15 protein-coding genes are annotated in these 20116 nt (G+C 41.9%); 13 read left to right on the top strand and 2 right to left on the bottom strand.

The window, feature by feature from the left end:
- Positions 1–229: 229 nt before the first annotated feature.
- The 7 genes from AAG747_RS27465 (at position 230) to AAG747_RS27435 (ending at position 11566) form a co-directional block, all read left to right on the top strand.
- Positions 230–796 carry an RNA polymerase sigma factor gene (locus AAG747_RS27465; protein ID WP_346824467.1) on the top strand — a complete coding sequence of 189 codons (567 nt, stop codon included), beginning with the start codon at positions 230–232 and terminating at the stop codon, positions 794–796.
- Positions 797–1032: 236 nt separating this feature from the next.
- A complete protein-coding gene (locus AAG747_RS27460) occupies positions 1033–2160 on the top strand; it encodes a FecR family protein (protein WP_346824466.1) in 1128 nt (375 codons plus the stop codon).
- 251 nt (positions 2161–2411) lie between these two features.
- The gene (locus tag AAG747_RS27455; protein ID WP_346824465.1) at positions 2412–5858 is read left to right on the top strand and encodes a TonB-dependent receptor; all 3447 of its coding nucleotides are present in this window, start codon (positions 2412–2414) and stop codon (positions 5856–5858) included.
- Positions 5859–5869: 11 nt separating this feature from the next.
- Complete coding sequence (locus tag AAG747_RS27450; protein ID WP_346824464.1) at positions 5870–7249, top strand: RagB/SusD family nutrient uptake outer membrane protein; 1380 nt, start codon at positions 5870–5872, stop codon at positions 7247–7249.
- A gap of 19 nt (positions 7250–7268) precedes the next feature.
- Entirely contained in the window at positions 7269–8792 is a 1524-nt protein-coding gene (locus AAG747_RS27445) for a BspA family leucine-rich repeat surface protein (protein ID WP_346824463.1), read from the top strand.
- A 224-nt stretch (positions 8793–9016) separates the two neighbouring features.
- Positions 9017–10855, top strand: coding sequence for a PI-PLC domain-containing protein (locus AAG747_RS27440; RefSeq protein WP_346824462.1), 1839 nt, complete (start codon positions 9017–9019; stop codon positions 10853–10855).
- 240 nt (positions 10856–11095) lie between these two features.
- Complete coding sequence (locus AAG747_RS27435) at positions 11096–11566, top strand: glycosyltransferase (protein WP_346824461.1); 471 nt, start codon at positions 11096–11098, stop codon at positions 11564–11566.
- 197 nt (positions 11567–11763) lie between these two features.
- Here the strand turns inward: AAG747_RS27435 and AAG747_RS27430 are convergent, their stop codons facing one another.
- The gene (locus tag AAG747_RS27430) at positions 11764–12210 is read right to left on the bottom strand and encodes a VOC family protein (RefSeq protein ID WP_346824460.1); all 447 of its coding nucleotides are present in this window, start codon (positions 12208–12210) and stop codon (positions 11764–11766) included.
- Positions 12211–12279: 69 nt separating this feature from the next.
- Here AAG747_RS27430 and AAG747_RS27425 point away from each other — a divergent pair, with 69 nt between their 5' ends.
- The 4 genes from AAG747_RS27425 to AAG747_RS27410 all read left to right on the top strand — a co-directional run bounded on the left by AAG747_RS27425 (position 12280) and on the right by AAG747_RS27410 (position 15972).
- Complete coding sequence (locus AAG747_RS27425; RefSeq protein WP_346824459.1) at positions 12280–12627, top strand: winged helix-turn-helix transcriptional regulator; 348 nt, start codon at positions 12280–12282, stop codon at positions 12625–12627.
- Between the two features lie 59 nt (positions 12628–12686).
- The gene (locus tag AAG747_RS27420) at positions 12687–13265 is read left to right on the top strand and encodes a hypothetical protein (protein ID WP_346824458.1); all 579 of its coding nucleotides are present in this window, start codon (positions 12687–12689) and stop codon (positions 13263–13265) included.
- Positions 13266–13559: 294 nt separating this feature from the next.
- Complete coding sequence (locus tag AAG747_RS27415; RefSeq protein ID WP_346824457.1) at positions 13560–15149, top strand: arylsulfatase; 1590 nt, start codon at positions 13560–13562, stop codon at positions 15147–15149.
- 82 nt (positions 15150–15231) lie between these two features.
- Positions 15232–15972 (top strand): hypothetical protein, encoded by a 741-nt coding sequence (locus tag AAG747_RS27410; RefSeq protein ID WP_346824456.1) that lies wholly within the window; start codon positions 15232–15234, stop codon positions 15970–15972.
- Between the two features lie 157 nt (positions 15973–16129).
- Here AAG747_RS27410 and AAG747_RS27405 read toward each other — a convergent pair whose 3' ends face one another.
- Positions 16130–17233 (bottom strand): alkene reductase, encoded by a 1104-nt coding sequence (locus AAG747_RS27405; RefSeq protein ID WP_346824455.1) that lies wholly within the window; start codon positions 17231–17233, stop codon positions 16130–16132.
- A gap of 151 nt (positions 17234–17384) precedes the next feature.
- Between AAG747_RS27405 and AAG747_RS27400 the strand changes: the two genes are divergently transcribed.
- Together AAG747_RS27400 and AAG747_RS27395 are read left to right on the top strand one after the other, a co-directional pair.
- Positions 17385–18263 (top strand): AraC family transcriptional regulator, encoded by an 879-nt coding sequence (locus AAG747_RS27400; RefSeq protein WP_346824454.1) that lies wholly within the window; start codon positions 17385–17387, stop codon positions 18261–18263.
- Positions 18264–18588: 325 nt separating this feature from the next.
- On the top strand, positions 18589–20097 hold the full coding sequence (locus AAG747_RS27395; RefSeq protein ID WP_346824453.1) for a hypothetical protein: 1509 nt from the start codon (positions 18589–18591) through the stop codon (positions 20095–20097).
- Positions 20098–20116: the final 19 nt, after the last annotated feature.

Here is a 20116-nt window from a genome sequence, read left to right as displayed (position 1 = left end):
TGTTGATAAAAAAGCAATATTGGATTTACAATATATTCATATGGAATGAAACAGAAGACGTAGGCAATAAATCACGCTGTTACTTTATTGAAACTAACTCTCCGGTACCTTTTGGGTGTCTTCTTGATACCCCGGAAACTACCACGTGACCTTGTAGAAATAATGATTACTTAACTTACTTTTTTTTGCACTTGTGTGAATGATCATAATTTTGCAAAAAAATATTTGCGTGGGACAAGACAAACTCAATAAACTATCAGACGACCAGCTTTTAGCCTTGATTAAGGAGGGGAATCGTTTGGCTTTTGACCATGTTTATAATCGTTATTGGAAAAAGCTATTTGCTTATGCGTTTAACATTCTCAATGAAAAGGTACTGGTAGAAGATGCCTTGCATGAAGTGTTTACCAGAATTTGGCTTAATAAAGACAGTATAGAAATCGCGAACCTGCAAAACTACTTGTTTGTTTCGGTCAGAAATAAATCCATTTCATTGCTAAGTAAGGTGAAGTTTACGGAATTTGATGAGCATATCATGGATACTTTATCTTTATCGCCAGAAGGAGAGGATCATCTGAACTACCAGGATTTAAAAGCAACCATAGAGGATATAGCCAAAGAATTGCCAAACCGGTGCAGGGAAATATTTTTTATGAGCCGGTACAAGGGCTACTCCAATGCCGAAATTGCCCGGCATTTCCAGATTTCACACCGGACCGTTGAAAATCAACTATCGATCGCATTAAAACATATCAGAAGCGCTGTCAGTAAAAACAAAGCAAACTTCAATATATAAGCTGTCAAAACCCTGTTGATTGCCCTGATCACGGGACAATGTATCCGAAGGTTGAGACTTGAGGTAATGCTTTATTTTTTTACCCACCTTTTTTCCGGCAAGCAGTTGACCCATCTTTTAACCAAGATTACCTTATTATAGATTTAATATTACTTATCAGTTAATAAACCGGTTTTTGCCATTTTTCCATGTGAGAATCTATAATTACTCCGGTCCTTATTTTAAACAAGGACATTATGACGCAAAAAGAGTTTTTAGAATTAGTAAAAAAATATGAACAGGGCAAATGTTCTGAGAGGGAGAAGGAGATTTTATTTGATTATTGTAACAAAGTGCAGGCGAAAGCTGGGGTTGGAAATTCAGACTTTATTGAGGAAGAAAAAACAAGAATAAAAACCTTAGAAAGGATCAATGCTACCCTTGACCAACAGGCGCCAAACATAAAGAAAGGAAAAGTTAACTATCTTAGGTGGAGTGCTGTTGCCGCAGCCATTTTGGCGATAGTGGTATCCGTGTCTGTTTATGTGTACACTACACAATTTATTATAGAGGCAATCCCTGAAAATGCCATCACCTTAGAGTTGCAGGATGGAAACATCTTACATATTCAGGAGAATGCCAATAGAAATATCCTGGATCAGGATGGCAAAGTGATCGCTCACCAGGTGGGCAACCGGATACTTTATAACAATACTTCTTCCACAGAAGATTTCTCTCACAATGTCCTTAAAATTCCTTACGGAAAAACCTTTGAACTTGTGCTAAACGATGGTACAACGATACACTTGAATGCAGGCTCTACGATAAACTTCCCGGTGTCGTTTGATGGCCACAATGAACGGAAGGTGTCTTTTACCGGAGAGGCTTTCCTTAAGGTAGCGAAAGATGAAAAAAAGCCCTTTATCGTCAAGGTTGACAAGTTTAATGTTCGTGTTTTTGGAACGCAGTTTAATATCCATTCCTATCCTGAAGATGCCTTGGACGAAGTAGTGCTAGTGGAAGGGTCCGTAGGGGTATATACAGAAAATGCGGGCCGGGAAAAAAGCATGCGCTTAGCACCGGGAGATAAAGCCAGCTTCCATAAACCGGATGGGGCTTTTACAAAACAACAGGTGAGAACAAGCGCCTATACTTCTTGGGTTGAGGGGGAACTTGTGGTGAGGAATATGACTTTGGAAAATATTTTAAAAAAATTGGAGAGGAATTATAATGTGGAAATCATTCATAACAATCAAAAGCTGCCCAACGAATTATTCAATGCCAATTTTGGTAAAAAACCGGCCTTGGAAGAGGTGTTAAACGAGTTGAAAATCGCTTTTGGAATTACATATCAGATTCAAAAAGACTCGGTAATCATTCACTAATAACCCTATAAACCTAGATGCCTATGTAAATGCCTGACCCCATTCATTTCTTTCAACCTGAAGATTGTACAGTTCCCCATCCGGGAGGAGACGCGGAACAAAAGAAATCGGAAAATGTTCGCACCATTTTCCGATCCTTAAAGAGTAGTGATTAAACGATAAGTTAAACACATTAAATCGACTTTAAAAGTATGAAAAAATCGCTTAAAATTTTAAGCAGGTACCTTTCATTTTTAAAATTTAACCTCAAAATGAGATTTACGGTCTTTTTTTTCTTTTTGGCGATGCTGAACCTGCAAGCCAAAGATATAAACGGACAAGCGTCAAGAGTTACTTTACAGCTCGAAAAAGTCACCATTAGTAAAGTTCTGGATGAAATTGAAAACCGTACGGATTATCGCTTTATCTATAGAGTAAAGGATGTCGATTTGGACAGAGTTATATCCGTAAATGCAAAAGATAAATCCATAAGTGTTGTTCTGGACCAAGTATTCAAGAATACTAAAACCACCTATCGCATTGCCGGTGACCGTATTTACCTGGCTGAACCGGAAGAAAAAGAAGCGGAAAAGCCGGATAAAGTACGGGCCTCTTTATATCAGGGTATACACATCAGCGGAAAGGTAACGGATCAAAACGGAAGCCCTTTACCCGGAGCTAACATCATCGAAAAAGGGACTACCAACGGTACGGTTTCCGATTCGAATGGAAACTATTCCTTGAGCACCAATGCCAATCAACTGACCGTAATCGTTACTTACATCGGATATGAGGCCATCGAACGAACAATTACTGCTTCCACTACCCAATTAGATTTTAATTTATCGGAAGCAAGTAATGTACTGGAAGATTTGGTCGTGATAGGCTATGGTACCAATACCAAAGAAAAATTTACGGGTGCTGTAGCAAGTGTTGATTTACAGGAAATAGGAGAGTATTCCAATGCCAATATTGATCAGGCCATAGTGGGAAAATTAGCCGGTGTCGATATTTTAACGAATGCCAGAAACCCGGGAGATGGGAATACCATAACGATCAGAGGGGCCGGGTCAATCACCCGGGAGGCCAATCCGCTGATTGTAGTAGATGGTTTTCCATTAGCAGAAGGGAGTTCTCTCAATGTGATTAATCAAAATGATATTGTGAGCATAGATGTCATTAAAGATGCCGCGTCTGCCGCAATATACGGATCAAGAGCTGCCAACGGCTTGATTATGATTACCACTAAAAAAGGAAAAAAAGAAAAGCCAACGGTGGAAGTGAAATCCGTTGTCGGGGTTCAGGAGCGTACGGGAACGTATGACCTTTTGAAGGCGTATGATGCGGCCGTGTTTTTTAGAGACGGGAGAAACAATGCCTATCTGAAAAACCATGACAATGTAAGCATTACCGACACAGAACAGGAGCGCTTGGCAAATGGAGCAAATGTACGTGAACTCATTTTGGACTATACCGTCCCGTATTTGAACAAAGAAGCCGGTTTGACCGATTTTGATTGGGAGGATGCTGTTTACAGAACCGGCAAAATTCAGAATTACTATGTAAATATTTCCGGAGCAACTGAAAAAACGGATTACTCTGCTTCGGTAGGATATACGGATGAAGAAGGGATTGTCATCACGGCGGATCAAAAACGTTACACGGCTAACTTAAAGTTAAATACTCATATCAATGATTATTTCAAATACGGCATTAACATAAATGGCTATTACTCGGAAAGAGGGCTTACAAATGGTGGGAATAATTACCGCTTCCCCATTGACCCGGCCGGCAGGGCGATGGTGTATATGTTTCCCTTTTTCTCCGCTTATGACGATACCGATCCGACAGGCTATAACATAGAAGCCCAGATTATTGCCAATAGGCCGTACAATGCCAATATGCAGGAAAACCCGGTTGCGATGGCGGAGTTATCCAAGTATGACCGCAAAGAGTTTCAGTCTTTTGGAAATACGTATTTGTCGGTTGAGCCGATTAAGAATTTAGTTGTAAAAACATCTTTAGGGTATCTATACCAAAGTAAATTTACGGATCAATATGCTCCTATGCTTACAGGGTCTTACAGGCGTCTTATAGATGAAAGAGACTCGCAACAAGGCTCGGAGAGCAGGGGCAATCAGGGAGATATCCTCATCGAAAACACCGCCACCTATCTATTCGGTTTTGGCAAACATACTTTCAATGCTTTACTGGGGCAGAGTTTTCAAAAAAGCTCTTATACAAGTGTATCCGTTACGGGGGATGATTTTCCAAATGACATAATCGACAATATCAACGGATCCACAACTCAGACGGCCAGTGCCTCAAGAAGCAGATGGGTGCAACTTTCTTACTTCACCCGCTTGATGTATAACTACGATGACAGGTATTTTTTAACCGGGTCCATTCGTAGAGATGGTTCTTCCAGGTTTGGTAAAGATAAAAGATATGGCACCTTCGGTTCTTTCTCAGCCGGATGGGTGTTGAGCAATGAAGCCTTTTTTCCTGAAAACGATATTTTAACGTATGCCAAGCTGCGCTATAGCTGGGGGCAGACAGGTAACAACCAGATTGGTAATTATGCGCAATATGCATCCATTGGAACGGGCAGGGATTATCCTTACGATGGCACCTTGTATTCAGGTGCGGCCCCTTCCAGTGCTCCATCGTATGCGCTCACCTGGGAGACCAATACATCGAACAACTTTGGTATAGACCTAGGCTTTTTTGACAAAGTAACCTTGGGAGTGAACTATTATATAGCTAACATTTCCGATTTACTATTGGACAGACCCGTACCTAAGCACACAGGTTTTGATAAGTCACTTCAGAATGTCGGAGAGATGGAAAACAAGGGTTGGGAATTTGAGTTGAGCGCTTACGATTTTAAAACGGGAGATTTAACGATAGGCTTCAACGGAAATCTTACAACCAATCAGAATAAGATCCTATCACTGGGCGGTGTGGAAGAGATGTACGAAGGGAGTGGTCAACGGTTCATTACAAGAGTAGGGGAGTCGCTTGCCAACTTATACGGATATAAGATAATAGGACTTATCAAAACCGAGGAGGAAGCGGAGGCTTACAAAAGCAGAAAGAATACGACCATGTCTGCGGAAGTCGGAGACTATATATTCCAGGATACCAATGGGGATGATGTCATCGATGCCGATGACAGAGTCTTGTTAGGCGATTACAAACCTGAAATGACATATGGATTCGGGATTAATTTGGCGTATAAAGGTTTCGACCTTAGCGTGAATTTCAACGGTACGGTAGGCAGGGTGGCTTTTGACGAAATGACGTCAAGATACCTCGAATATGGAGAGGCATTCAGTAACACCGATTACTATTACTTTAATAACTATTGGAATCCGGAAACCAACCCCAATGGATTTTTGGCCCCTCCCGATGCTTATGGAAATACGGCTACCCGTGCCGCGAGCAGAAACCCGACCAATTACAATGTGCTGGATGCCGATTACTTACGGTTGAGAAGTATTCAAATCGGTTATAACGTACCGCCTGCCTTACTAGAGCGCTTGCACCTGCAAAGCATGCGTGTGTTTGTATCGGGAAATAACCTTTACACCTGGACGGACTACCGGGGTATGAACCCGGACGGAGGGGATACGGGCAACCCTCTTAACAGAGGCCATATACACGGCACCACCTCTGTTCCCCGAGTCATTTCAGGCGGTATTAATTTATCATTCTAAAAAATACAACTATGCAGATAAGAAGATTATTAATATACTCTTTTGCGCTACTTCTTTGTTCGGCATGTGCGGATGAACTGGATCAATTACCGGAAACCAATATTCTGGCCGATAATTATTACACTACAGAGAGCAATGTAGAAACCACTGTAACAGCCACCTACAATGAATTACAAGCCTTGTATGATTATTACATGATTCTTTGGGGCGAAATTCCTTCTGATAATACGTATATACAAGCGCCCAATTCAAATGGTGGGGCCAGACCTTTAGAAGATTTTTCTTGGACCAGTACAACGGGGTTTGTCAGCAGTATCTGGGAGAATTCTTATGAAGGGATTTTTTATGCGAACACGGTACTGGAGGTAATTGAGGGTATCAGATACGAGAGTGAAGCTGTGAAAAGTAGTCGCATAGGTGAAATGAAATTTATCAGAGGCTTGCTCTACTATAACCTCACCACCATATATGGCGATGTGCCTCTTGTATTAAAGGTGTATGGCGATCCGACTTACGCTTTTGACGATACCAGAACGCCAATTGCAGAGGTGAACCAACAGATTGAAACGGATTTACTGGAAGCCATCGAGTTATTACCTCAAAACAACAGTACTGGTAGAGCCAATAAATTTGCCGCAAGAGCCGTTCTTGCCAGGTTTTATATGAGGGAACAAGCTTTTCAAAAAGCGGAAACACAGTTGGAAGCAATCGTTGCTTCCGGCAGGTATTCATTGGCAGATATGGAAGGACTGTATGGTGTAGAAAACGAAGGGAACAGTGAGGACATCTTTAGTATTCAATATGCTTCCGATTTAGATGGAAAAAGTGAGGGGAATAGTTATTATTATTATTTCACCCGGCCTGATAATGACGGTGGACAAGGCGCTATGGCCATGGAAAGTGCTTTGTATGATTTGTATGAAACAAACGACCGTAGAAGAGAACTGATCAATGAAACCGGAAATGTGTATTACATCGATAAATGGACGCCTTCCCCAAGCACCAGTGTCGGCGATGGGGGAGATAACCACTACCTGGTAAGATATGCAGATGTGCTGCTGCTCTATGCGGAATGCCTGAATGAAAACGGCAAAACAACAGAAGCCGCCACTTTCCTCAATAAGGTGAGAAGCCGGGCCGGATTAGGCAATACTACAGCCACGGACCAGGCCGGTATGCGCACAGCCATTGCCCTGGAAAGAAGATTAGAATTAGTAGGTGAAGGCCACCGATGGTTCGATCTGTTAAGAACAGGTACAGCGGTAGAAACGATGAACAACTTCTTCAAAAACAAAGGAACAGGCATGACAGTGGAAAATTACAGATTACTTGCACCGGTACCTCAGTCGGAGGTTGACATCACTGCAATGGAACAAAATCCTGGCTACTAATTAAAAAAAACTGATTAAAATGAAACGATTATATTGGATAATTAAACTAATAGCACTTGCAGGCATCGTGCTTAGTTCCTGCGATGTGGACGATATGAACTATTCATTAGAGGAGAAGGATGTTTATGTTGACTCCGTAGTGATAGAAGCAGCGAATAATAGCTTTTTAGAAGCAGATATTGTGGCATCGGTTACGAACTATTCAAGATCCATCACCGCATCACTACCAAATTCCAGCGCTGATCAGGATATCGTATTAACCATTTACCTTCAGGAGGGAATTCGCACAATTCCATCTTCCGGAGAGGCCGTTAGCACGGGAAAGAGCATGCTTACCGTGTTGGGTTTTGGACTCGAAGAAGAGTATACGGTGGACTTAAAAGTGCTTGAGCCTTTTCAGTCGGATGAAGAATTTGTCACTGTGTGGACTGCGGAGGCTAACGAAAAAATCACCCTTCCTCTCATAGAAACCGGGAACTACAATTTTAAAGTTTTCTGGGGCGATGGAGAAAGTAGTATCGTGGCAGCCTACGACCTTGAAGCGGCAAGTCATACGTATACGGAAGCGGGTGATTATACCGTGACCATTTGGGGCAAGGTTGAAGGTTTCAATTTTCATCAAACCGGGGCAAGTGCAGCCAACATCATCGACATTACCGATTGGGGGCAAATCAAGTTAGGGAATGACGGTGGGTATTTCAGAGCCTGCTCAAATCTTCAGGTTAGCGCTGCCAATGCGCCAGACTTGAGCGAAACCACCAATCTAAAAGCCATGTTTAGAGAAGCGGCTTCATTCAACAGCAATATCAATCATTGGGATGTGAGCCAGGTGACAAACATGCAGGATATGTTTTACAAAGCTTCTAACTATAATCAGCCTTTGGACCAATGGGATGTAAGCTATGTAACTACTTTTGAAACTATGTTCAGAGAGTCGGCCTTTGATCAGGACATTACCGGATGGGAGGTGAGCAGGGCTCAAACCTTAAAGAATATGTTTAGAGATTCCCCTTTCAATCAAGCTATTGGTGTTTGGGATGTCTCCAATGTGACCAGTTTTCAATCTACATTCAGAGGCAATGACGCTTTTGACCAAGACCTGTCCGGCTGGGGGGATAAGTTGGGCAAGGTGATTACGATGCGCGAAATGTTTAGGGAATCAGATTATAATGGAGACTTGAGCGCATGGGATGTGAGCAAAGTTCTAAGCATGTGGGATATGTTTAAAAACAGCGGTTTTAACAATGCCTCCATTGCAAACTGGGACCTTAGCAGCTTGGATAATATGGAAACCATGTTTGGTGGAAGTGCATGTGCCTTTAACCAGGATATTTCCAATTGGAATGTGAGCAAAGTAGTAAATATGCAAAACCTGTTTCAACACAATCAGGTGTTTAATCAGGATCTTTCCGGTTGGGATGTGAGCAGTGTAAAATGCAATTACAACTTTGATGATGGGGCTTCGCAATGGGAAGATGCTCATAAGCCTAAATTCAAGGTAGATAATTCTGATAACAACGAATTCTGCAACCGGGATAATTAATAATTTAATAAGGTAGGAGCTGTCTGAAAAGTCGATAGATAGGCATTGACACTGCTATTTTCACGAAAATAATAAATTGCAAATCAATGATTTAAGGTTTGTAGTCTTCGTGGTGGTTTATGTTCTTTTGACTTTTCAGACAAGCTCTTCTTTTATGTTTTGCTGATATGAATAAAATGCACATTTTAGGTACTCTACTTATTTTTTTAATATTGAATGGATGTTTGTTTGAAGACAAAAAACAACCGGGTGCGATAAAAGATAATGATGAACCCACCCAGGTGTCACTGGATTCTTCCACAGCCATTTACCGTCAATTTTTCTTTACCGGAACCCACAACTCTTACTCAGGCAATCTGAATGGGATGAAACGAGAGGGGATAGAAACACAATTGAGAGAGGGATTAAGGTTCTTTGAATTTGACTTGTTTTCGTACCATACTCAAACGAAACTGAAAACAACTTGGCCGGAAGTTGTGGATGAGTTTATGGTTTTCGAATATTTGGGTAAAACCCACTTGTTGACATATTCGGAAACCACTGGTATCTTAAAAATATACCTGCTCAATACGGATGAGCCGGAGCTTTTATATGAAAATAGCGATAGCCCATTCGTAAAAGGAGAAAGAAGTTTTTCAGTGTTACCAATTGATGCTAACCTTTACGTCTTGACTTCTCATGGAAGCAATGGAGAGTTAGCCATTTATAGGTTTGATAATCACTCATTGGCATTCCTCCATTCGGAAAAGAGGGAGAATACCGAAATGAAATTATTTGCTTTCGTTTATGAGGGCGAGGCTTATTTAACCCTGCAAAATCAGAATGCCGCTACCTTTAGTATCCATAATATTACATTATCGGAGAATACGGCTTTAGTCAGTAAAGCGCTTTATGAAACTACATCAGTTCCGGCAGGGGAGACTTTCACCCCATTCGTACAGAATAACACGTTGTATATTTTCCGGCACAATAACAAAAGTGTGACCTATTTCACCGTGGAGACCCTCCATACAAAAGCAGAAAAATGGACGGTGAAAACACGTGTAAAAAACAGCTCGGGTTTACTTAAAGGCGCTGTTCAAACGTCATTTACCACGGATGGCAAACTCTTTATCAATACGTATACTTCAACCGGAAATGTAGTAGGGAATCAACTGGTTATGGATAATGAAAAGCCAAATCTTGTCAACGAGTACGTAAACGAAGTGGATATGCTTGCGGGTGCCAGAGCCAATATTTATCCCTCTACCGGTGGTTATTACTTGATGTTACAAAAAGAGGCTAAGGTTCAACTGTCCTTTATCAAGATAGGAGAGCTTGTTTTAGGGCATGATGCACCCGGGGACGAAGTTGATCTTGACGTGGATAATCCTAACTCAATACTACTGGCAGATTGGATTCAATACATTGCCGAATGGAGCGAAGAACATCCTTCTCATGAACCGTTGTTCATCATGACGGAACTTAAAGAATACGAGCAATGGATCGCTGATGCAAAATGGCAGAATATTATTCGGCTTATGCAAGAAAATTTTGGAGAGAAACTGCGATATCACCATTCAAGCGGTTTTCAAGAGGAATCCATTGTCGACCAGAGGAAAATCGTAGATGGAAAGACGCTGTATTTTATGGACGAAAGCGGTGATAAAGAAGGAGGTTTGTTAGGGAAAGTGATCTTGTATATTCAGCCGAATAATAAAATTACCAAAAGTGAATATACCGGCAATTTTATGCCTTTTGAGACAACAAGCGGTAAACTGCAGGCAAACTTTCTTCAGCTGAAGCGCTATAGAGAAAATAACAAACTGGTTTCACCGGATTGGAGAAAACCTGAAAACTATGGCAATGATATCGGAAAACATATCGACCATAAAGATAACAGTTACATAAGTCGCATTTTTCATATGGAAAGCTCTGCCGGTGATAGCCAATACGGTAATATCCAATGTACCAACGTGATGTTCGCTGTATCAGACAGACCTTTTGACCAAGGGCTTTATGCTGAATATGTGCAACAGCAAAAGGTAAAAAACGAGCTTAAAAATGTACCCGCTTGCGAATAACCGGGAGCTCAATGGTTAGGGGTGGATACCCGCTTGTTGAAGTATATTTTCCTGAAGGAGGTACTTTAACAGGCGGATATGAAACAACAGGAAAATGGATCATTGAATTATGAGGGGAAGTAGCTATTGACATGAATGCTTGAGAATGGAGGGTCTTTGCATTAACTTTCGACTTAGGTTGGACCTTTCATTACCTCAGCATATGAAAATACTATTATTATCGGTGGGGACCCGGGGGATATGGAACCTTTTCTGGCTATTGGGGAACTGTTAAAAGCAAAAGGCCATCAGGTAATCTGTCTGCTTTCGGAGCAGTTCCGGTACCTTGCCGGAGGTTTGGTCAAACCGGAGGAATACAATAACCGGCTCTTTCATTTTGTTCCGGAGGTTCCTTACCATTGGATGTTTCCAAGAGTCTATGGAGTCATTCATCATGGCGGGGCTGGCACTACCCATTTGGCTTTGAAGTATGGTTGTGTCAACCTTATCATTCCACATATCATCGATCAGTTTGTATGGAATAGTAGAATCCGTCAACTGGGTGTTGGGTCCAAAGGAATGAATATTCACCAAGTAAACCGGAAAAGATTGGAACCGAAAATTCTGGAATTGATCCATACCGCTGCTTTCAAAGAGAATGCGAAAAAAATTGCCATTCAGATGAAAAAAGAAGATTTTTGCGAGGTTTTGTACCGGGCGATAGTAGAATAACCTGCAAAGCGCAAAATATGCTAGTGAATATTTGTTGAACAAAAAGTACTCATATCAAAATGCTGGAACAGAAAGAATTTGATACGCTTGTAGAGAAACTTGAAGAAAATACGTTTGCATAGAGGTTTATACGTTTTTTGGAAACCAACAAAGCCTTGTAAAAGGGAATCCGCCAAGGCCTTGTTGTAAAGATGAATTTAAAATTCAACCGCTTCTAAAAACTCGATGACTTCCCCGTTAGGGCTGTACACCAAGCTGTTTGCTACCGATACGGATTTTACCGGGCTGTTTAATTGCAGCGAAGTTCTTTCCGAAAGGGGTTTGGCTCCGTTGCCAAGGGCCGTTTCATAAGCCCTTTGGGCGTCTTTCACCACAAAGCATAAATGCATAATGGCATTTTCTACAAAATCTTCCCCCTCTTTTCTCCTTCTTCCTTGGGTTGGGAAATGAGCCTTTTTGTCGCAAATTTCAATATAGGTATTGAGTCGAGGATGGTAAAGCATCGTGCACTGTTCCAAATGAAACTCAGGCAATGACCACGAGTGTACTTCTTTGAAGCCCAGTGTGCCGTAAAAATCCACGGTTTGCTGAAAGCGTTGTGCTTTAATACTAAAATGATGAAATCCTATGATGTTATCTTCCATTTGTCATTACTTTTGGGCAAAAGTACCAAAGAAGATTGCAAGAGCAGCCTACTTACAAAATTGTTAGTGATGAGAAAAACCACTTCAACCAACTACGAAAACCAAGTAAAATTAGAAGAATATTGCAGTGCTTCCAAAACGCTGTCGATGATCAGTGGGCGTTGGAAATTGTCTCTTTTGTTTGCCTTATTTGACCAAGAACTTTCTTACTCGGAATTTAAAAATACCTTGCCCGGCATCAGTGACAGAATGCTTTCCAACCAACTGAAACAATTGGAAGAAGACGGACTGTTGTTGAAACATGTCTCCAAACCCGGGGTGTATTATACATTGTCGGACCAAGGGAAAAGTTTGAAACCGATACTGCTTCAACTGTCCGGATGGGGAAAACAAAACATTCCGCCCCAACCTTTGTAATGAAATGCCTACAAATTTTTGCGTTCTCATCCTTTTACCAAATACATACACTGAAAAGAATGGTAGATAATATAGAAAAAATTAAAGCATTGCTTTCGTTTGAAAGCGAAGACGATTTTTATTTCCTTCAAGTTCTTCAGAGGAAAAAAGAAAACGAAAGTACCGCCAACCGGGTGATCAAATCTTACTTTATCAAAAGTATGGAACACCTGGATCAGGTGTACGATGAAGTCAAGCAGCTCTGTGAATTGTTTCATGCAAGGGCCATGATTCGCCTCAATAAAAGGAGCTTTTACAAGACATCCTTTAAAGCCTTGGTCAATATATCCAATGCCTTGAGTAACAATGACTTCAAGAATGTATCCAAGCAATATGAAAAAGCTTGCGGACAGTATCACAATGATTCCGACAAGACTTGGATCGTTGATATTGACGGACCGGTGGAAGAAGGATTTATCAAAAAGATTGGAGAGGTCATCAATACCTGTGCTCCCGAAGGAGAAAAGGTGGTGACTTGCCTTCCGAGCAACAGTGGGTGGCATTTGATCACCAAGCCCTTTAATCTTCACCGGTTCAAAGAGTTTGGGTATACGTTGGATATTCATAAGGATAATCCCACCAACCTGTATATTCCATAAAGGACAGTAGTATTCGGGGCTTGACTTGTCAAAAGCAGTGTGTAATATGTCCGGTTTATACATTGTTTTCTTTCCGTTCCGGAAGAGGATATTATGTGAAAATTGCTATCTTAAGCACCGGAAATTTTGAAGTAGAGGAAATAAAGCGGCCTCACTACCGGGCTGTGGGAAAAGTGTAGTAACCTGAAAAATTGCCTGGAATAACAAAGTGTTGACGCTGAAAATGCTTTTCCGGGACCTTAAAGGAATCTTGTTTTGCCAAACAGATAACCTGTCATAGTAAATGTGAATCCGATGAAAAAAGTATTCTTTCAAATTCTTGCCCTGGTGATTTTGAGTGCTTGTAGCCATAAAGAAGAAGGGAATGTAGACAAACCGAATATTATTTTAATTTATGCCGATGACCTGGGAGCAGGATTGCTTAGCCATGAAGGGCAGCAAATTATCAAAACCCCACATATTGACCGCCTGGCTGAGGAGGGAATCCGCTTTCAAAATGCGTACTCTGCCATGTTGTGTGCTCCCGCCAGAGCTTCCTTAATCACAGGGCTTCACGATTGCCATGCCGAAAGGTTTGAAATCACTTCTGCCGGTATTTATGAGAAAATCAGCACCGGAGCGTCTTCTCAACAAGAAATTGAGTCGATGATCAATAGTGCCCTCTCACCCGTGGCAAATGACAGGGTTTTCCTGGGGGAGGTGGCGCAAAAAGCCGGGTATACCACTGCCCAAGTGGGCAAACTGGAATGGGGTTTTGCCGCTACTCACCAACAAATGAAACGGCATGGCTGGGATTACTATCTTGGTTACCTGGACCACGTTAGAGCCCATGGGTTTTATCCTCCTTTTTTGTTTGAAAATGGTCAACTGATTGAGATCGAGGGCAATACCTTATCGAATTGTGGCAAGTCCGGTGAGCCGGAAACAGAGGCGGTATTGAAAGAACGTTGGGATATGACAGGAAAAAAGGTGTATTCCCAGACGATGTTTATGGATACGGTGCTGGGCTTTATTGAGGAAAACAAAGACAAACCTTTTTTCCTGTATTTTCCTACTCAACTGCCCCACGGCCCGGTGTCCGTACCTGTCGTGCATCCTGATTTTGCGGAGGATCAACGCCTGAGCCAAATAGAAAAAGAATATGCTTCAATGGTAAAAATGCTGGATGAGCATGTCGGACAGATTATGCAAAAACTCAAAACGCTTGGCCTGGATGACAACACCATCGTGATTTTTACTTCGGACAATGGGCATGAAATCTACTATTCTCAAAAGGGACGCATTCACAAGCCGTATACTAATATGCAAACAGGAGAAGTATTTGACAACCTTGAAAATAAATACTATAGTGATCTCGGAGGCGATGTTTTTGACGGCAATAAGGGAAGAGCTGGATTGAAAAGAAGTAATCTGCAAGGAGGAATTGAAGTGCCCTTGATTGTTCGATGGCCGGAGCGAATTCGTCCCGGGCGGGTAAGCAAGCGCTTGGTGGCAAACTATGACCTGTTACCGACAATAGCCGGAATTACGGGCTTTTCCGGACCTTTGCAAACAGATGGAATCTCTTTCCTGCCCGAATTGAACGGTGAAACAAGTGTGGAATCCGGACACGATTTTGTCGTGTATGCTTCATTTCTAGGGCCTACTTTGATTACCCGTGAGGGTTGGAAAATCAGAACTTATTTACATAAAAATATCTTTGAACTGTACTATTTACCCGAAGACTACCGGGAAGAAAAAAACTTGGCTGAAAAGTACCCTGAAAGGCTGGAAGAGTTGAAAAGTAAACTTATATCGGCATGTGACGGAGACTTGACCAATGGGCTTTATTCCTCCAAAAACCTACTAAATGTAGAGCAGAAACCACCATTGCAAGGACACTGACCTAGTATTGAACAGATTAGTATTGAACGAAAGGCTCTAAGAGTATGCTTTGGGTCAACAACAAATTTAAATCAAGTGAAAAATGGATTCGAATACCTTAAGCCTCGCGGAGAAAAAGTGGCTTTTGTCCCCCTCTACAGGGGGAATAGAACTGTTGAATGTAACCTTGTTTGAGTTAATTCTTCGAAAAGGATTAAGGCTCAAAAAAACGGAAACTAATAATTCTCAGATATATCAAAACGGCTTTCTCAAGATCAATAAGCAATGGCCCTTCTTTCAAGAAAATATTGTTTTCGCTTTCATACAAAGCACCTTTGATTCACTGCCTCAATTGCAACTCAGCAGATACCTGAAACTGGCAAAAAGCAGGTTGAACAATGACTTTGAAAATTTTAAGGAAGAGTATGTGCTGAAATCTTTGGTTGACCAACATGGGTTTATTGAGACTGGTATCTTGAGCTGGATTACGAAGAAAGTCTGTTTGACTCGGAAAGGGGAAATTTATCAAAAGGAACTGATCGAAAAACTACACCGTCAACAAAAAATCCTTTCGGATGGAGAATTGAACCCCCAACTACTGCAAGAGATGGGGCCGGATGTTTTGTTATTAGGGCACAATACCCTTCAGAAATTGAAAACGGAGCAACTATATACAGCACTTATAGAAGAAGCAGGGATGTTAATGGATGTTGAAATATTGTCAGATTTCTCTGATTTTTTTACCGGTTTGACCCATGAGCTTTATAGGGAAATTGAAGGTCTCTCCGGTAACGGGGATACGAATGTATTGGATTCGATTTTACCGGATTTTGATATACTGTAATTGATACAAAAAGCAGAGACTGTCCGAAAAGTCGAAATATAACCCCAAAGACATTAAGACTTACAGGGATAATGAAGGATACACCAAAGATTTGTGACGTAGAATCTTCGTGGCATTTTATGTTCATTTTACTTTTTAGACAGCCTCGATCTATCATTTAACAGATTGCTGCTGGATGATGCAACGCAGGATAGTCGATATAACCTTCGTCTCCTCCTCCATAGAAAGTGGCTTCATCGGGCACGGCTAAAGGGGCATTTTGCCGGAAACGTTCCACCAGGTCCGGATTGGCGATATACGGTTTTCCAAAAGCAATCAGGTCGGCAAGGCCCGCTTGCAGTGCGGCCTCTGCCGAGTCGACTGTATATCCGCCGGCTACGATTAAAAGATTGTGAAAACGCTGACGAATATCCTGTATATACCCGGTCGGTATGGCGGGTTCTTTATCCGTGAACATATTGGAGAGATGAATGTACAAAATATCCATTTGGTTTAATTCCTCTACGAGATACCGGTGGGTGGCAAGTTCTTCGGTGTACCCGGGCAAATCATTTATGGCCACAAAAGGGGAGAGCCTCACACCGGTTTTTTCCTTACCAATGGCTGCGGCCACTCCTTCCATGATTTCCAACAAAAACCGGCTTCGATTCGCAATGTTTCCCCCGTAACGGTCCGTTCTCCGGTTGGTGTACGGATGTAAAAACTGTTCGGGCAAAAAGCCATGTGCCCCGTGAATTTCCACTCCGTCAAAACCCACTTCCATCGCATTGACAGCCGCCTGTATATGTGCCTCAATCATGGCTTTTACACCTGAAGTACTCAGGACTTCCGGCACAGGAAAAGGCGCATGACGACCTTCCGGGATACGGATGGATCCTTTGGCTTGTACCGCTGAGGGTGCCACCAAAGGAATATCCCCATCGTGATTTAAAGGATGCCCGATTCGGCCGGTATGTACCAACTGGATAAAAATTTTCCCGCCCTTGGCATGAACTTCCTTTACTACTTTTTTCCAGGCGGCCTTTTGTACTTCGTTATAAATACCTGGCGTATGCAGGTAGCCGTTACCATTGGGCGCCACGGCTGTGTTTTCGGCAATGATCAATCCGGCATTCGCCCTTTGTCCATAGTAAACAGCAGCCGAAGGACCGGGAATGCCCTTGACGGACCGCCTCCTGCTCATGGGGGCCATCACTACGCGGTTGTGAAAGCTCAGTGCAGGGTGGATGAAAGGCGACAACAGCTTTTCTCTAGAACTCATATTCAATTATTTTTTAAAATTTGTGATTTCGTTTTAGGCAAAAGTATGTTTGTCCGCTATCGTTGAACAGTGACAAAACGGGGTTTCTTCTGTACTTTTACAGGGAATGTAAGCAGGGGTTTGGTCGTCATTTAGGAAAAATTTATGAACCATGAAACACAAACAGTTATACCAGCCTTTTGAAGTACAGGTATCTGATATGGAATGTTGGAAAGAACGTCCGTTGATCTATCATTTTTTTGAGATTGTTCAAATTTTGGAAGGAAAGGGGATGCGGACGACTAACCAAAACCGCTTTCCCTATCAAAAAGGAAGTATATTTCTTTTTACCCCCTTGGATTGTCGAGGCTTTGAAATAGAGACTACTACACGCTTTTGCTCTATTCGCTTTTCAGAGGCCTTTTTAGGGCAATGTAAAAATTCGCAGGACCGGGACCGGATTGACCGGTGGCTCAAGCAACTGGAACATATCTTTTTTCATCATAACCGCTTTCGGGAACTACTGATACAACAACCGGGCGATTGCCGTATGGTTTCTTCCTTGATTGGCAACTTGGTAGACGAATACGCTCAAAAACAATCCTATCACGAAGAAAACCTACAGCATTTTGTAACACTGATCCTGAATATACTATCCCGCAATGTGTCAACAGCCTCCAATGAGGTTAAAGTAGGGCCTGAGCCCTTGGTGAACAAGATGTTATTGCATATCCGTCAGCATATCCATCGCCCGGAAAAACTTAAGATTTCTTACCTGGCTTCGCATTTTCATCTTTCGGAAAATTACGTAAGTGAGTATTTCAGAAAGTTTACAGGAGAAAGTTTGAAACAGTATATCACGCATTACAAAATTGGACTGGTGCAACAACGCCTTATGCATAGTGCGCTTACCGTGAGTCAAATTGCCGACGAATTGGGCTTTACGGATGAAAGTCATTTGAGCAAGCAGTTTAAAAAGTACAAAGGTCTCAGCCCATTGGAATTCAGAAAAAAAGCTTGGTTAGGCATATCACCGGAAAATACTCCGTAAGCGGCCATATATTTGTGCAGGTAGTTTTTATATGATTTTATGAGAATAACCCTGAATAGAAAAGCTTTGAGAATCAGTTTTGTAACTTACTTGGATTGCTATATTTAGGTGGTGATAATTTTAATGATTCTTTTAAAAGGTTAACAACAACCCAAAGAAAAACAGTGAGGGGTGCATTGCGTATTAGTGAGGTAGCTTCGAATTTGTTATATGGAACATCAGGGTGAGGGATGTGTTTTTCGCCCTGATTTTTGTTGTATTTTTGTCATAACAGCCATCTACTCCCGAGGGTAGGTAGATGGAGTAATCTATTGAGTCCAAAAAGATGATTGATCAATTAGACCCTAACCTTTCTTCTACTTGGGGAAGGTATAACCATTATTTGAAAGAAAGTATCCTTAACGGAAGACTGGAAGAGGCCATTCGGTTTGCTGAAGAGTTAAAGCAGCCGGAGTTGGCATTTACCTCCGGCCAGTACCCTTTGAATTGGGCCTTGCTTTATGCCTGTAACGAAGAGCCTGAAAAAGCGTTGAACATCATCCGAAAGGCTTTTGAATATGGGTATAAAAACTTTTGGCGTTTTGATCCGGACAGTCACGGTTGGGGAAGTAATCCTTCGGATGAATACCTTCGAATGAAACCCATACATGAACATCCGGCGATACAAAGCTATGTAAAGTCTGTGTACAATGGGAAAGTAAGTCCTTGGGGCATGGATATCCGTAAAACGCCATTTTGTTGGTTTGAAAAGTCGGAGTTGAGCCGGAAAAATGAACGGTGCTCTCTCAGCAAAAAGAAGCTCGAAAAAGGAAGCACCGTCTATCAATTCCGCTTTTTCAACGGTTCGTACGATATCCCTTCCCAACCGTTTTGTGCTGATATAGAGGCATTTGATCAGGACGAAGAGGCCAATGCAAACCGGGACAAATACTTTCAGAACAAGTATCATTTGGAAGAATATCGCTTTAAAGTAAGCTATTCGCATCCTTTGATCAATGCTTTTTGGCACCGTTTGGAAGACTTTGATTTGCTAAAAACGTTACAATGGATTGCTGAGCCTCCGGTAAATCCTACTCCCTATGTCCGCTACTCCTTTGACGAGCAACCTTTACCCGTTTACGATGTCAATTGTCGGGAAAAAACAGTAGAAATACCCATCAACTATGGTACGGGCGGGGAGTTTGTGGATTTGCTGTATAGTTTAATCAAATGCGGCTATTGGAAGGATATTTTCCGCTTACTTCCCCAGCTGTCTTCACATTTTCCCTTTGTATTATTACTCTTTCAGTCTTCAGACATCAGAGAAGAAGTGGCGGCCTATTTGGGCATGGAAGAATTACCGGAGTTGATGGACATTGCGTTAAAACCCTACAACCGCAAGTCTCCCAAAGAAGTGCAACGCCTGGCAAATTTTGGCAAGCAACATCCGGAAATGCTTGATAAACTGGCTACTTGCCTGCGTTATTACGAATGCCATCTGTACAGTAATTATTCGCCCGGCGTTAACTGGTTATTTCAAGAGTTTACGGCTTTCGAGCGGGCAAAAGGAGGAGGCTTACTGGACTTTTTTATTTATGCTCCCGAGCGAATTCCGGTTTTGGCGGAAATGAAATCCGGTGAATATTTTGTTGTTGGGCTTTCCTCCGGGGCAATTGATGCCTATTCGAACTCCCTTCCTTTTTTATACCGTACGGTTACCCTCAATGCCGTTGTTACCGGAAGCAAATCGGCAAAAAAATGGATGGATTTACCTTTGCATATCCAAAAATCGAACTTTTATAAACAATTTAAAGCCGTCCATAAACATACCTTAAAGCTTATAAAGCAATGGTAATTCGCTGTGTACGAAGATA

Origin of the sequence: Rapidithrix thailandica (assembly GCF_039710355.1) — a bacterium.
GTDB classification, from domain to species: domain Bacteria; phylum Bacteroidota; class Bacteroidia; order Cytophagales; family Flammeovirgaceae; genus Rapidithrix; species Rapidithrix thailandica.
Note: the sequence above shows the minus strand (reverse complement) of the source record. Positions and strands in the feature narration are given on the sequence as shown.

Excerpts from the sequence above, each read along its gene's own strand:
- AAG747_RS27445 (WP_346824463.1), top strand. The coding sequence starts at position 7,269 with ATGAAACGATTATATTGGATAATTAAACTAATAGCACTTGCAGGCATC.
- AAG747_RS27425 (WP_346824459.1), top strand. The coding sequence starts at position 12,280 with ATGAGAAAAACCACTTCAACCAACTACGAAAACCAAGTAAAATTAGAA.
- AAG747_RS27435 (WP_346824461.1), top strand. The coding sequence starts at position 11,096 with ATGGAACCTTTTCTGGCTATTGGGGAACTGTTAAAAGCAAAAGGCCAT.
- AAG747_RS27430 (WP_346824460.1), bottom strand. The coding sequence starts at position 12,210 with ATGGAAGATAACATCATAGGATTTCATCATTTTAGTATTAAAGCACAA.
- AAG747_RS27460 (WP_346824466.1), top strand. The coding sequence starts at position 1,033 with ATGACGCAAAAAGAGTTTTTAGAATTAGTAAAAAAATATGAACAGGGC.
- AAG747_RS27395 (WP_346824453.1), top strand. The coding sequence starts at position 18,589 with ATGATTGATCAATTAGACCCTAACCTTTCTTCTACTTGGGGAAGGTAT.
- AAG747_RS27455 (WP_346824465.1), top strand. The coding sequence starts at position 2,412 with ATGAGATTTACGGTCTTTTTTTTCTTTTTGGCGATGCTGAACCTGCAA.
- AAG747_RS27405 (WP_346824455.1), bottom strand. The coding sequence starts at position 17,233 with ATGAGTTCTAGAGAAAAGCTGTTGTCGCCTTTCATCCACCCTGCACTG.
- AAG747_RS27450 (WP_346824464.1), top strand. The coding sequence starts at position 5,870 with ATGCAGATAAGAAGATTATTAATATACTCTTTTGCGCTACTTCTTTGT.
- AAG747_RS27420 (WP_346824458.1), top strand. The coding sequence starts at position 12,687 with ATGGTAGATAATATAGAAAAAATTAAAGCATTGCTTTCGTTTGAAAGC.
- AAG747_RS27400 (WP_346824454.1), top strand. The coding sequence starts at position 17,385 with ATGAAACACAAACAGTTATACCAGCCTTTTGAAGTACAGGTATCTGAT.
- AAG747_RS27415 (WP_346824457.1), top strand. The coding sequence starts at position 13,560 with ATGAAAAAAGTATTCTTTCAAATTCTTGCCCTGGTGATTTTGAGTGCT.
- AAG747_RS27410 (WP_346824456.1), top strand. The coding sequence starts at position 15,232 with ATGGATTCGAATACCTTAAGCCTCGCGGAGAAAAAGTGGCTTTTGTCC.